We start from the raw sequence: 15672 nt of genomic DNA on the forward strand, positions 1-15672 counted from the left end.
ATTAATTTAAAATCTTATGAAAAACCTAGCTTTAATTTTTGCCGTTTTGTTTGTTATTACTTCATGTAAAAATGAATCTAAAATAAACCTTGAAGACACTCAGGTTGAGTCAAAAAAAGCAGAATTTTCTATAGTTATTCATGGTGGTGCAGGTTATATAAATAGAGAAAGCATGTCACCTGAAAAAGAAGCTGAATACACTCAAAAACTTGAAGAAGCTATTAAAGTAGGTTACAATATTTTAAAAAACGGAGGAACGAGTCTAGATGCTGTTGAAAAAACAATAAATGTATTAGAAGATTCTCCTTTATTTAACTCAGGAAGAGGTGCCGTTTTTACTCATGAAGGAAGAAACGAACATGACGCATCAATCATGGATGGAAAAACACTAAATGCAGGTGCCTCATCTGGAACACAAACTGTAAAAAACCCTATAAACTTAGCACGTGTTGTTATGGATAATTCGCCACATGTTATGCTTTCTGGAAGAGGCGCAGAAACTTTTGCTGAAGAACAGGGTTTGGAAATTGTTAATCCAAGTTATTTTTCAACAGAAAGCAAACTAAAATCTTTAGAACGTGTTAAGAATTCAGAAAAAGATAAAGTCTCCGTTTTTTATGATCCAGAAATAAAGAACTCAAAATTTGGTACCGTTGGTTGTGCTGCTTTAGATAAACACGGTAATCTAGCTGCCGGAACCTCAACAGGCGGCATGACTAATAAACGTTGGGGACGTATTGGCGATTCGCCTATAATTGGTGCAGGAACATACGCAAATAATAATACTTGTGCAGTATCTAGCACAGGTTGGGGCGAATATTTTATAAGAGGTTTGGTAGCTTATGATATTTCGGCTCTTATGGATTACAAAGGATTATCTTTAAATGAAGCTGCCAAAGAAGTGATACAAAATAAATTACCTAAAATTGGTGATGGAAAAGGTAATGGTGGCATTATTGCCATTGACAAAAATGGAAATATGGTTATGGAATTTAACACTCCTGGAATGTTTAGAGCAACTATGAATGATGCTGGAGAATTATATATTGGCATGTATAACGATTGAGTTTTAAGAACAATTTAACAGAACCCTGAAACCTAAACTCAAAAACCTAAACGTAAGTCTATTAACAAGAAACATTATTCGCTTTCTTTTGCTAGTTCATTTTCAATTTAATTCATCACTATTATGTCTCTAAAAAAACTTCTTTACCTCTTGTTAATACTAATATTAGCCGCATCTTGTAAAAAGAAAACTATAGAAACCGACAACCTATTTAAATTTAGAGATTACATAAGCTATACAACTTCTGGTAACGTTTCAGTTGCAGACCCCATAGTTATCAATTTAGCAAACGATGTTGAAGGTTGGGAACTTAATCAAGAAATTACAGAAGATATTTTAAGTATAAAACCCCATGTTTCTGGCAAACTCTTAGTTAATAATAAACATAGTTTAAATTTTATTCCTGACGAACCTTTAGAACCAGATACCGAATATACTGTTGTTGTAAAACTCACTAAAATTTATAAAAACTTACCTTCAGAATTTAAAAATTACACGTTTCAATTTAAAACCATAAAACCCAACTTTAATGTTGTTACCAATAACTTGCAATCCTACAGCAAGGAGTGGCAATATTTGGAAGGTGTTTTAAAATCGGCCGACATCATTTCGCTTGACAATGCAAAACAACTTATTGAAGCCTCACAAAAAGACAAGAAACTAAGCATCCAATGGAATGAATCTTTTAAAAACGCCAAAGCATTTGAATTTAAAATTGATAGTATTAATCGTTTTGTTGAAGATAGCGAGATTCTTGTAAAGTGGAACGGGAAAGCTATAAAAGCAGACAATTCTGGTGAAAACATAGTAGTAATTCCTGGGAAAAACAATTTCACCATCACAAAAATTGATGTAATTCAGGCACCAGAACAATACTTATCCATCAACTTTTCCGATCCTTTAAAAAAGCAACAAAATTTTGATGGATTGGTTACCATTCAAAATATAAAAAACCCAAAATATGTTGTAGATGGCAATGTGTTAAAAGTATATCCAGATACAAAATTAATTGGTAATATTTTGGTTGATATATTTCAAGGCATTAAGAACACTGAAGGCTATAAACTTAAAAAACAATTTTCTGAAACCATTTCGTTTGAAGAGTTAAAACCTCAAGTTCGATTAATTAGTAACGGAACCATTCTACCAAATTCCCAAGACCTTAATTTTAACTTTGAAGCAGTGAACCTAAAAGCTGTTGATGTACGTGTTATTAAGATTTTTGAAGATAATATTCTTCAATTTTTACAAGACAACAACCTAAGCAGTAATAACGAAAATGCTATAAAACGAGTTGGTCGTCGTATTGCAAAACAAACCATTAGGTTAATTGATAATGCCGTAGAAAACACAGGCAAATGGAAAGCTTACAGCATCGATTTATCCAAGTATTTTAAAGCTGATCCTGGTGCTATTTACAGAATAGAATTAAGCTTTAAAAAAGAGTATTCACTTTACAATTGTGATGCAAATCAAAACATAACAAACTCTGAAGATAATGAAGATTACTACGAGGATGATTATTACGAAGATGATTATTACTACCAAGAAAACTACACAGAAAGCAATACCGAAGATGAAGATTTACGTGAAGAAGAATACTGGGATAATTTAATCTACAGATACAGAAATTACAGTTACAATTGGCGCGAACGCGATAACCCATGCCATGAAGCGTATTACAATGAAAACCGAATTGTATCGCAAAACTTACTAGCTTCAAATTTGGGTGTTATTGCAAAACAAGGCGCAAATAACTCTTATTATTTTGCGGTTACAGACATTTTAACCACAAATCCTGTAGTAAATGCAACTGTTAAATTATTTAATTTTCAGCAGCAAGAAATTAATTCTGTTGTCACAAATGCAGAAGGTTTAATAACAATTGATGCCAATAATCAAGCAGCTTTTGCTATTGTTTCCAAAGGAAATAACACGAGTTACATTAAACTATTGGATGGAAATTCGTTATCTCTAAGTAAATTCGATGTCTCTGGAAACCGATTACAACGCGGACTTAAAGGCTACATTTATGGTGAGCGTGGTGTTTGGCGACCAGGAGATTCATTGCATTTAACTTTTATGCTAAATGACAATGCAAATAAGCTTCCAAAAAATCATCCTGTAAAACTTGAAATTACAGATCCAAACGGAAAATTAGTCTACAAAAAAGTAACATCAGATAACATTAATAACTTTTTCAAATTCACAGTTTCTACGTCTACCGAAGACATAACAGGAAACTACAATGCTAAAGTTTCGGTTGGTGGCGCAACGTTTTATAAAGACTTAAAAATTGAAACGGTTAAACCCAATCGTTTAAAAATTAAAGTCGATTTTGAAAATGAAATCCTCACAAACACAGAACCTTTAAAAGGAACTTTAAATGTAAAATGGCTTCATGGAGCGCCAGGGAAAAATTTGAAAGCAGAAATTAAAGCCAAATTTAGCACTTCATACACCAGTTTTAAAAATTATAAAGACTATGTGTTTAACGACCCTTCACGAAAATTTGATACTGAAGAAATCAATGTTTTTGAAGGCAAAGTAAACGAAGAAGGCTTAGCAAACATTAACAATAAACTGGAAGTTGGTAAAAACGCTCCAGGCATGTTAAATGTGCAATTTTTGGTTCGTGCGTTTGAAAATGGAGGCGATTTCTCCATGAATGCTTTCACAAAACCCTATGCACCATATGCTTCATTTGTTGGAATGCGTTCGCCAAAAGGCAATGCGTATGGTTCTTTTTTTACAGATGAAAATCAAACTTTTGATGTCGTTGTGGTTGATGCTAACGGCAAACCTATCAAAAGAAATAATTTAGAAGTTAAAATCTATAAAATTGAATGGCGCTGGTGGTGGAATTCCTCTTACGACGATTTAGCAACTTATGCATCAAGTAGCTATCACAGACCATTTAAAAGCTTGAAAGTAAACACAGATGCTAACGGAAAAGCATCTTTCAACTTAAATATTCCAGATGCAGAACGTGGTCGCTTTTTAATACGAGTTTCAGATCCTGTAAGTGGTCATGCTACAGGTCGAACAGCTTATTTCTATAAAAACTGGTATATGCCTTCTGGCGATAAAGAAGCAGCTAAAATATTAGCGTTTTCAGCAGATAAAGAACATTATAATGTTGGCGAGACTGCAAAAATAACTTTCCCTTCAGGAAACGAAGGTCGCGCTTTACTAAGCATAGAAAATGGCATAGAAGTTTTAGATTACAAATGGGTAAAAACAACGCAAGGTGAAACCACAGTAAGCATTCCTATAACACCAGAAATGGCTCCAAATGTGTTTATCAATATTTCACTATTGCAACCTCACGCTATCACAGCAAACGATTTACCAATTAGACTTTATGGCGTTATTCCAATATTGATAGAAGACCCAAATACCAAATTAGAACCAGAAATACGTATGCCAAGTGTATTGCGTCCAGAACAGGAATTTGAAGTGTTTGTTTCAGAGAAAAACAAAAAACCAATGACTTATACTATTGCTATGGTTGAAGAGGGCTTGCTGGATCTTACACGCTTTAAAACGCCAAATGCCTGGAACGAATTTTATAAGCGTGAAGCTTTAGGCGTAAAAACCTGGGATATTTTTGATGATGTTATTGGCGCGTATTCTGGAAGTATCGATCAGGTATTTGCTATTGGTGGAGATGGAAATGCGGCGGCAGGAAAAAACAAAAAAGCCAATCGTTTTAAACCTGTAGTCACCTATTTAGGACCTTTTACTTTGGGTGCTGGAGATAGAAAATCGCATAAAATTAAAATGCCAAATTATATTGGAGCAGTTCGTACTATGGTTGTTGCTGGAAACAATACAAATGAAGCTTATGGAAGCACAGATAAATCGGTTGAAGTTAAAAAGCCTTTAATGGTTTTAGCTACGCTTCCGCGGAAATTAAGCCCTGGTGAAAAAGTAACACTTCCGGTAACCGTTTTTGCTATGGAGCCTAATGTAAAAAATGTAAGCATTAGCCTAAAACTAAGTAACGGAATCTCCATTGTTGGTGATCAAACTAAATCATTGTCATTTAATAAACCCGATGAACAAATGGTGTATTTTGAATTAGATGTTAGTAAAGCAAAAGGCATAAATACTGTTGAAGTTATAGCGTCTGGAAATGGAGAAAAATCGACATACAAAGTCGAGTTGGATGTGATCAATCCTAACCCAATTTCATCCATAGCATTAGATAAAAATTTAGAAGCCAATGCCTCTGAAACTCTAGATTTTTCAACCTTTGGTGTTGTTGGTTCAAATTCAGCAACTGTGGAGTTTTCAACCATGCCGCCAATGGATTTTTCACGTCGTTTACAATACTTAATTCAATATCCTCATGGTTGCTTAGAACAAACTACATCAAGCGTTTTTCCGCAATTATATTTGAATGATATTTTCGATTTAACCTTTGATAAGAAACAGGAAATTCAGCAAAATATTGAAAATGGCATTAAACGTTTAGGCCATTTTCAAAGACCAAATGGAGGTATGAGCTATTGGATTGGCGAAAACACAGCTAACGACTGGTCTACAAGCTACGCAGGACATTTAATGATTGAAGCCGAGAAAAAAGGTTTTGTGTTACCACTATCTTTTAAAAGTAATTGGATTCAATATCAAAAACAAGCTGCTCAAAATTGGAGACCAAGTTATAAAACCTATAATTCCGATTTAGCACAAGCCTATAGATTATATACTTTAGCACTTGCAGGAAGTCCAGATTTAGCGGCTATGAACAGATTACGTGAATTCACCGAAATATCAAATGAAGCAAAATGGCGTTTAGCTGCTGCTTATGCTTTAGCTGGACAAAAAGAAGCGAGCGATAATATTTCTAAATCGGCAAACATAAATTTCATTCCTCCAAAATATAATTATTACACTTATGGTTCGGTAGATAGAAATCGTGCGATGGCATTAGAAACTATGGTACTTACTAAAGATAATCGCGTTAGAGAATTGGCCCAAACTATGGCTAAAGATTTATCTAGTAACCGTTGGATGAGCACACAAACCACTGCGTATAGTTTGTTAGCCATGGCAAAAATGGTTGAAGCTAATGGTGGAAAATCTGTGAAACTGAATTATACATTTAACGGTAAAACGGAAACTATAGATACAAAAAGCGCCATTGCACAACGCGATTTAAATGTTCTGGATGGAAACAATACACTTAGCTTTAAAAACAATCAAGATAATGTGGTTTATGTTCGTGTGCTAAACTCAGGAAAATTGCCTTTAGGTGAGGAATTAACTGAGCAACGTGGTTTAAGTGCTTCTGTAGTTTATAAAGATTTAAAAGGAAACAATATTGATGTCTCTAAGCTACAACAAGGTCAAGATTTTGTAGCAACCGTTAAAGTGAGTAATCTTAAAAATGAAAATGTGAACGATGTGGCTTTAACACAAATATTCCCATCAGGATGGGAAATTGTAAACACCCGTTTTACCGATTTTGGTGAGGCCACAACAAGTCAGGCTCGATTTACAGATATTAGAGACGACAGAGTGAATTTCTATTTCGATTTATCTAAAAAAGGGAAATACGACACCAAAACATTTAACGTCATGCTAAATGCTTCGTATCTTGGAACGTATTATTTACCAGGCATTCAAACAGAAGCCATGTACGATAATGAGTTTTTGGTAAGAACTAAAGGACGTTGGATTGAAATTCAAAAATGAAATACCTTATGAAAGATTTTAAAACCTATTACGCCGTTATTTTCACTTCAACACAAAAAGAAAATATAACTGGTTATGCTGAAATGGCCCTAAAAATGGAAAATCTAGCAAAACAGCAACCTGGTTATTTAGGAATGGATAGTGCTAGAGAAGACGTTGGAATTACAGTTAGCTATTGGGAAAGCATAGAAGCCATTAAAAACTGGAAACAACAAAGTGAGCATTTAAAGGCACAACTAAAAGGGCGAACATATTGGTACAGTTGGTACAATGTAAAGATTTGTAAGGTTGAGCGTGAGTATGAATTTAATAACTAGTGTCATTACGAGGAGTGAAACGACGTAGTAATCTTTTAAATTGAACAGATTGCTTCGTCTTACTCGCAATGACGTTTCAAATAAAAGTTGAAAATTATAGCCTATATAAAACATCACAAAATAAAGTCAATTATTCTGGCTTTATTGTTAATTACCTATTATTTCTGTTTACCCAAACAACTCTTCAAAGATCCAACGGCAACTGTTATTACGAGTTCTAATAACGAATTACTAGGAGCTCAAATTGCGAAAGATGGACAGTGGCGATTTCCGCAAAACGATAGCATTCCAGAGAAATTTAAAACCTGTATCATTCAGTTTGAAGACGAATATTTTTACAAACACCCTGGATTTAACCCTATTTCCATATTTAAAGCCTTACGAGATAATTTAAAATCTAACAAAGTAAAACGTGGTGGAAGTACTTTAACACAACAAGTTATTCGTTTATCCAGAAAAGGAAAACCTAGAACTTACTTTGAAAAAATAAAAGAAATCATTCTCGCTACGCGACTGGAGCTAAGAACTTCCAAAGACAAAATATTATCATATTATAGCAGCAATGCGCCTTTTGGAGGAAATGTAGTTGGATTAGATGCTGCGTCGTGGCGTTATTTTAATAGAAATGCCACCGAATTATCTTGGGCAGAAAGCGCCACATTAGCAGTTTTGCCAAATGCTCCAAGCCTAATTTACCCTGGTAAAAATCAAGAACGTTTATTAGTAAAGCGGAACAGATTACTAAATAAACTTTTAGGAAATCAAATAATTGACTCACTTACATACCAATTATCAATTGCTGAAGGGTTACCACAAAAACCTTATGCTTTACCGCAAATTGCTCCGCATTTATTACAAAAAGTTTCTCAAGTACATTCTGGAAAACGTATTCAAACAACTATTAAAAAAAGACTTCAAGAACAAACAAACACCATTGTTAAAAATCATTACAACCTTTTAAAACAAAATGAAATTTATAACATTTCGGTTTTAATTTTAGATGTTAATACACGACAAGTTTTAACCTATGTTGGAAATTCGCCAACAGATAAAGCGCATCAAAAAGATGTAGATGTTATTGACAAACCCAGAAGTACAGGCAGCATTTTAAAACCTTTTTTATATGCAGCCATGTTAGACTCTGGTGATATTTTGCCAAATACTTTAGTTGAAGATACACCTACACAATTTGGAAGTTATAACCCTGAAAATTATAATAAAGAATACGATGGCGCTGTTCCTGCTAGTCGTGCTTTATCGCGCTCGTTAAATGTTCCTGCTGTTAGAATGTTGCAAGAATTTGGTTTGGATAGATTTCATCATTATTTAAAAGCCTTACAACTTAAAGATTTGAAATATAATGCCAATCATTATGGTTTATCACTGGTTTTAGGAGGCGCAGAAAGTAACCTTTGGGATTTATGTAAAAGTTATGCGGCATTGTCTTCAACCTTAAATCATTTTTCAGAATCGTCTAGTGAATATTTTAAAAATGAATTTTGTGAACCTACTTTTTTAACTTCAGAAAACATAGATTTTGGAAAGAAAACAACTGGCAAAACACTATTTGATGCCGCTTCTATTTACTTAACTTATGAAAGCTTAAAAAAAGTAAACAGACCAGAAGGTGATGACAATTGGGAGTTTTTTGATGATTCCAAACAAATTGCATGGAAAACAGGAACTAGTTTTGGTTTTCGTGATGCTTGGGCTATTGGAACTACTAAAGATTATGTGGTTGGTGTTTGGGTTGGAAATGCTGATGGCGAAGGACGACCAGGTTTAGTTGGTATACAAGCTGCAGCTCCAATATTGTTTGATGTTTTTGATTTACTCCCAAATAGCGATTGGTTTGCAAAACCATTTGATGAGATGCAAGAAGTAGAAATATGCAGTAAAAGCGGATACAGAACAACTGAAAATTGTGAAGAAAAGCAATTAGAATTTATTCAATTAAGTGGATTAAAAACTAAACCTTGTCCTTATCATGTGTTGATTCATTTAGATAAAAATCAGCAATTTCAAGTTAATTCTTCTTGTGAAAATGTGAATGATATTAGTCATAAATCGTGGTTTGTTTTGCCTCCTTTAATGGAACATTATTACAAAACTAAAAATCCTTTTTATAAACCTTTACCAAGATTTAGATTAGATTGTATAGGTAAAAACACAACTTCAATGCAATTTATTTACCCAAAAGAAACAACAACTATTTTTCTTCCAAAAGATTTTAACGGTAAAACCAATGAACTCATTTTAAAGGTTGCACATTCAAAACCAGAGTCTACTATATTTTGGTATTTGGATAACATCTATATTGGTTCAACAAAGAATATTCACGACTTAGCTATTATTCCAAAAATAGGCGAACACCTCATAACAGTTATTGATGAGTTTGGCAATGAAACTAAACAAAAAATAAAGGCTTTAAACTAAAGATTTTCGTTTAATATTTACCTTATTTTTAAATTATTAAGCCTACATGGCATTCAAATACATATAAATAAAATCCTTTTTAACAAGTAAATTGAGTGCATTTTATCGAAAAAATTGCGTTTCATCGATTATTTTAAACTTTTTAACATAAAAATTGCGTTTCACCTGCAAAAAACACCCTTTGGTCGATAATTTTTTTATTATGTTTGTGATATCCCAATAAAACTGTTAATAATTATGCAAAACAATTACGCCTACTTTTCATCTAAAAATTTCTCAAAAATTACTCAACTCATTCTATTTGCTATTCATCTACACTTATTAATGTTTTGGTCGAATCTTCTCAGACAAAATCAATCATTAGAATAATTTTACACTCAAGTAAAAATCTCTCACCCCAAATTGAATGTTGAATTGCTATGAAAAAAAACTACTTAAGTCTCGGTTCTAAAGTAAAACTTAAACATAATTTCTACCTAATTCTATTTTTGATATTTTTTACTAGTTTAATAACAAATATCTCAAATGCGCAATGTACACCAACAGGAATGGTTAATTGGAATGGTAGTCGAATTTCACAAGTATTAATAGATGGAGATATTTCTACAAATGAAATAAATAATCCAAATACCACTGACACCTATACTGATTATACTGCTCAAATTGTTACAATGACAGCAGGTAATACATATAATTTTTCTGTAACAGTTGATAAGGAAACGTGGGCAGATGTTAAAATTAGAATGTGGATAGATTATGCAGGTAATGGAACATATGTTCAAGTTCACGATTCTGGAGGATTTACCAATAATAATAATGTAACACAAACATTTACAGGAGCAATTACAATCAATCCTGCTGCTCTTACTAGCTCAGTAGTATTAAGAGTTGCAGCTTCATTCTGTTCTACATGTGGGAATCCTGGAGTAATGTCTACAGATGGTTGTGCTTTTAATAATCCTTCTCGTGCAGACGTAGAAGACTACACTATTAATATTAGTGGCGCTACATTATCAGACCCTATAGCAAACGATGACGATATAACAGTTGAAAAAAATAGTACCGCTGGAGCAGCAAATCAAATAAATGTTGGAGCTAATGATAATATTGGATCTGATGGATCTGATGGAGAAGATTTCACATTAACATCAGTGTCGCCAACAGCAAATGGTGGAACAATTACCGAAATTACAGATGGTATATTTGAATATATTCCTGCTACCGGTTTTATTGGAGCAGATACATTTACTTATGATATTTGTGATGCGCTAGGTGATTGTGCTACTGGAACTGTAAACATAAGTGTTGGTTTACCATCTTGTGAACTTACGAGTAACTCTTCAGGAACACATTATATTACAAATGTAAATCTTGTAGGTGAAGCAACTACAGCTATAAACAATACATCTGGCGACGATGGTGGTTATGGTAATTATATTGGTACACCTGCAGTAGATTTATATAGAGGAAATACATATCCTATAGAATTAACAGTTTCAACAGATATGGCAACTGAAAATCGCTCAGGATGGACAGTATATATCGATTTGAACGGAGATGGAGATTTTGATTACCCTAGTGAAGCAGTATATGATACTGCTGGAGAAGACAACACTCTTTCTTCATCAGATTTTACTTTTGATCCTGGTTCTCTAACAATTCCTGCAACAGCTGCATTAGGAAAAACTATAATGCGTATTGGCGCAAGAAGATATTGGTCATCTACAGAATCTTGTGGTCATACAGGAAATCCTGAAGAATTTGAGGATTACATTGTAGACATAAAGGTTGATCCTTCAACACCTCAAGATATTGATATTACAGGAAACGGAACTGGAATTACCAATGGTTCTATTATAACAACAACAGATAATTATACTGATTTTGGTTTTTACGATATAAATTCAGGAGCTTTACAAAGAACATTTATTATTACTAACAACGGTTTTACAAGTTTAACACTTTCAGCATTACCTGATTTTGTTAATATTGTTGGTGATGCGGTATTTACTGTATTTGATCAGCCTGATAATGCGGTTATTGCTCCAGGAAACTCTGAAACATTTACTATTTCTTTTAATCCAAACTCTGTAGGTAATTTTTCTGCAACAATATCGATTGGATCTGATGATCCTGATGAAAATCCGTTTACTTTTTTAGTTGAAGGTGAAGGAGCTCAAACATTCCCAGATACAGATGGTGACGGTATAACTGATAATCTTGATGGTGATGATGACAATGACGGAATTCTAGATAGTAATGAAAGTAGCTCTTGTGCTACTTATCCATACGCTAGTCAAGCGGAACTATTCTTTTTAGAAGAAGATTTTGGATCTGGTGCAAATAGAATTCAAATAAATGGTAATACTCCTGGTGTTACAACAACATATTGTTACGAAGATGGTTTTGGTTCTTGCCCAAGTGCTTTTAATGGGACTAGTATAAACGATGGAGACTATACGGTTCATCATATTATAACAAATGATGATGATATTGCTGATGGAATAAATATTGATATCGCTCAATGGGCAGAAGATTATTGGTATGCAGGTGAAGACCATACTCCTGGAGACACAAATGGTAGAATGGCAATATTTAATGCAACTGCAGATCCTGGAGTATTTTACAGTCAAATTATTTATGGTTTAACAGGAAATGTTTTGACTGAATTTGGTTTTTCTGCATTGAATATTGATAGAGATGATATAGATCCTACAGAATTAGCTACTAGAGAAAGACCTGATATTATTATTCGAGTTTTTGACCCTAATGGGATTGAAGTTACAAATGCTTCTTCTGGCCCTTTAGAACCAACAAGTCCTGCCGGAGATTGGGTAAGTGTAACTGCATCATTTACTTCGCCATACACTCAATTTACAATTGAGGTAAGTAATGCTAATTTAGGAGGTTTAGGTAATGACCTTGCTATTGATGACATTTATGTAAAACAAACATTATGTGATTTAGATGGAGATGGAGTAGCGGATTCTATTGATTTAGATAATGATAATGATGGCATACCAAATATTTATGAATTAGGTTTTATTGATTTAGACCAAGATGGAACAATAACAAATGATGCTTGGATAGATACCAATAATAATGGTGTTCATGATTTATACGATCCATTTAATGGAGGAACAGTAATTGATATAACCGACCCTGCTTATGATAATGATGGTGACGGTATTCCAAACCATTTAGATTTAGATTCAGACAACGATGGAATATATGATGTTTTTGAATTTGACGGATTAGGTGATGGTGATGTTGATGGTGATGGTATAAGCGAAGGTAACGATATAGCAACGAGTACTGATACCGATCTTGATGAATTTGATGGCGACGGTATTTTAGGCTTATATGACACAAATGATACTGATGATGATCCAGATGACAATATAGAATCAAAAGACCATGGAACAAATGGATATGGACCTGCAATTGATTCAGATTCTGATGGAACTCCAGACTTTTTAGATCCATATAACGATGTTACAGGCGAATACGATATCGATACAACAATATACACTTCTTTAGATAGTGATAATGATGGTGTTATCGATGGTAATATTGATACAGATAATGATGGTATTTTAGACCCTTTAGATTCAAGTAATGGTGTTTTTGGTGCTCAAAGAGATTTAGATGGTAGTTATACGTTATACTTTGATGGTCGTAATGATTATGTTTCAGAAAATGTACCTGTAATTGACGCTTGGTCAAGTGGTACCTTAATGTCATGGGTGTTAATAGCTCCAGGTTCATCAGGGCAACGTCGTATAGTTGGGCAAGAGAATTTTTATCTTACTATAAATTCAGATGGTACAGCGAGTTCAGTTGCGGGAGGTGTTACACTTACATCTACATCTATATTACCAGAAGGTATTTGGGTACATATAGCAGCATCTTTTAATAATCCTGATGGAAACTTTGTATTGTTTATCAATGGAGAACAAGAAGATAGTGCAACAGCTACCAGTATTAGCGCTGGCACAACAGATTTAACCATAGGAAGAAGACCTGGGGTTTCTGGAGAAGAAAATGTTTTAACAAGTGAGTATTTTGAAGGACAAATAGATGAAGTTCGTGTTTTTAATGCCGGTTTATCATCTGATGAAGTTCAAAAAATGGTATATCAGGAATTAGATGACACTAATAGTTTTGTTAGCGGTCTAATTATTCCTCTAAATGTATCTGCTTTAACAGGATCAAGCCTTCAACGTTATTATAAAATGGATGCTTATAACCATGATATAACTTCAGAGAAGAAAGGGTTATCTAGCGGATCAAAAATATACAACATTAAAAATATCTATTTCCAGACAGCTCCACTGCCTTATGAAACTTCTACTGATGGTGATTGGTCAGCTACGACTACTTGGTTACATGGAGATGTTTGGGATATTACTGATGAAACAAATAATAAAGATTGGTCAATAGTCCATGTAAAAAATAATATCACTACATCTAACCGTCATGGTTCACTAGGTTTATTAGTTGATTCTGGTGTAGAATTAGAAATAAATAATGATGTAGAATTATACAATACTTGGTACCTTAACTTAGATGGGGTTATTGACCTGCAAGGAGAGTCGCAATTAGTTCAAACCCAAAACAGTACTTTAGTTGCAGGAGTGAGTGGTAATTTAGAAAGAGACCAACAAGGTACTGAAAACACATATACTTACAACTATTGGTCATCACCTGTTCACACAGTAAACCCAAATGCAGATATTGATGGAGACGAAAGTTTTTCTGTTGTTAGTGTTTTAAGAAATGGAGAAGACCCATTAAATCCAACAGCAATTACATTTACTTCTGGATACAATGGAAACAACACAACAAACCCTATTCAAATTTCTAACTATTGGATTTGGAAATTTAATAATAGATTAAGTGATGAGTATTCTGAATGGCAACAAGTTACTAGTACAGGAAATTTATTAGTTGGTGAGGGATATACCATGAAAGGTCCTGGTACAGGCGCTTCAGATAAAAACTATGTTTTTGAGGGAACACCTAATAATGGTGAAATATTATTACCAACAACAGCAGGAAATGATTACTTGGTAGGAAACCCTTACCCTTCTGCTATTGATGCTAATGAGTTTTTAAATGATAATACGCACTTAAATGGAACTCTTTATTTCTGGGAACACTATGGTGGTGGCTCTCATAGATTAAAAGAATATGAAGGCGGTTATGGAATGTATACGCTTTCAGGTGGTGTTCCAGCTGTAAGTCACCCAAGTGTTGCTTCTACAGGGTCTGCTACTAAAACGCCTAGGCGATATATTCCAGTAAGTCAAGGGTTTTTTGTTACAGCAACATCAACAGGTGATACTAAATTTGAAAATGACCAAAGAATTTTTGTTACAGAAACTGGCAATACCAACTCCTGGTTTTATAAAGATAGTAACACTAAAAAAACATCAAAAAACTCAAATTCTGTAAAAAAAGATGAAAGAGCTAAAATAAGATTAGACTACAAATCTCCTAAAGGTTATACCCGTCAAGTACTAACTACTGTTGATAAAAATGCGAGTATGAATTACGACTGGGGATATGATGGTGCTTTAAATGAAGATAATGCTGAAGATATGTTTTGGAAAATTGATGGCAATAACTTTGTAATACAAGGTATAAATGCTATTAACGAAAACACAGTTTTACCATTAACTATTAAAACTGAAAATGCTGGCATTATTGAAATTAACCTAGCATCATTAGAAAATGTAGATGATAACTTTGAGATTTACTTAAAGGATAACAGTAATAATACTTATCATGATTTAAAACAATCTACATTTATTGCAACTGTTGATGGTGGAGAAATCAATGATAGATTTGAAGTTGTATTTGCTTCAAACTCATTATTAGACACTCAAGCTAATTTAAAAGAGTCATTAGGCTTGTTCTATAATTCATCTAAATCATCCATTGTTATATCAAACCCTGAAAACCTCGATATAAACACATTACAAGGAGTTAATATATTAGGTCAAAACATATTTGATAAGAATTTAAATACCTCAGATAACAAAATTACAATACCCGTTAATTTAGCTACAGGAGTTTATATCTTTTCTATTCAAACACCAAATCAAAAAATATCAAAAAAAATAATCCTTAAGAACTAAACCTTCA

At 33.5% G+C, this 15672-nt stretch carries 5 protein-coding genes; all 5 read left to right on the forward strand.

Annotated elements, in window-relative coordinates; translation table 11 throughout:
• Positions 1 to 16: 16 nt before the first annotated feature.
• The 5 genes from MBM09_RS01180 (at position 17) to MBM09_RS01200 (ending at position 15665) form a co-directional block, all read left to right on the forward strand.
• On the forward strand, positions 17 to 1066 hold the full coding sequence (locus MBM09_RS01180) for an isoaspartyl peptidase/L-asparaginase family protein (protein ID WP_238675021.1): 1050 nt from the start codon (positions 17 to 19) through the stop codon (positions 1064 to 1066).
• A 123-nt stretch (positions 1067 to 1189) separates the two neighbouring features.
• Positions 1190 to 6769, forward strand: a complete 5580-nt coding sequence (locus MBM09_RS01185) for an alpha-2-macroglobulin (protein ID WP_238675022.1) — start codon at positions 1190 to 1192, stop codon at positions 6767 to 6769.
• Positions 6770 to 6777: 8 nt separating this feature from the next.
• The gene (locus tag MBM09_RS01190; protein WP_238675023.1) at positions 6778 to 7086 is read left to right on the forward strand and encodes an antibiotic biosynthesis monooxygenase; all 309 of its coding nucleotides are present in this window, start codon (positions 6778 to 6780) and stop codon (positions 7084 to 7086) included.
• A gap of 87 nt (positions 7087 to 7173) precedes the next feature.
• Positions 7174 to 9522, forward strand: a complete 2349-nt coding sequence (gene pbpC, locus MBM09_RS01195; RefSeq protein WP_238675024.1) for a penicillin-binding protein 1C — start codon at positions 7174 to 7176, stop codon at positions 9520 to 9522.
• 419 nt (positions 9523 to 9941) lie between these two features.
• Positions 9942 to 15665 (forward strand): LamG-like jellyroll fold domain-containing protein, encoded by a 5724-nt coding sequence (locus MBM09_RS01200; RefSeq protein WP_238675025.1) that lies wholly within the window; start codon positions 9942 to 9944, stop codon positions 15663 to 15665.
• Positions 15666 to 15672: the final 7 nt, after the last annotated feature.

The sequence above is a fragment of the Flaviramulus sp. BrNp1-15 genome (assembly GCF_022259695.1).
In the GTDB taxonomy this organism is placed as follows: domain Bacteria; phylum Bacteroidota; class Bacteroidia; order Flavobacteriales; family Flavobacteriaceae; genus BrNp1-15.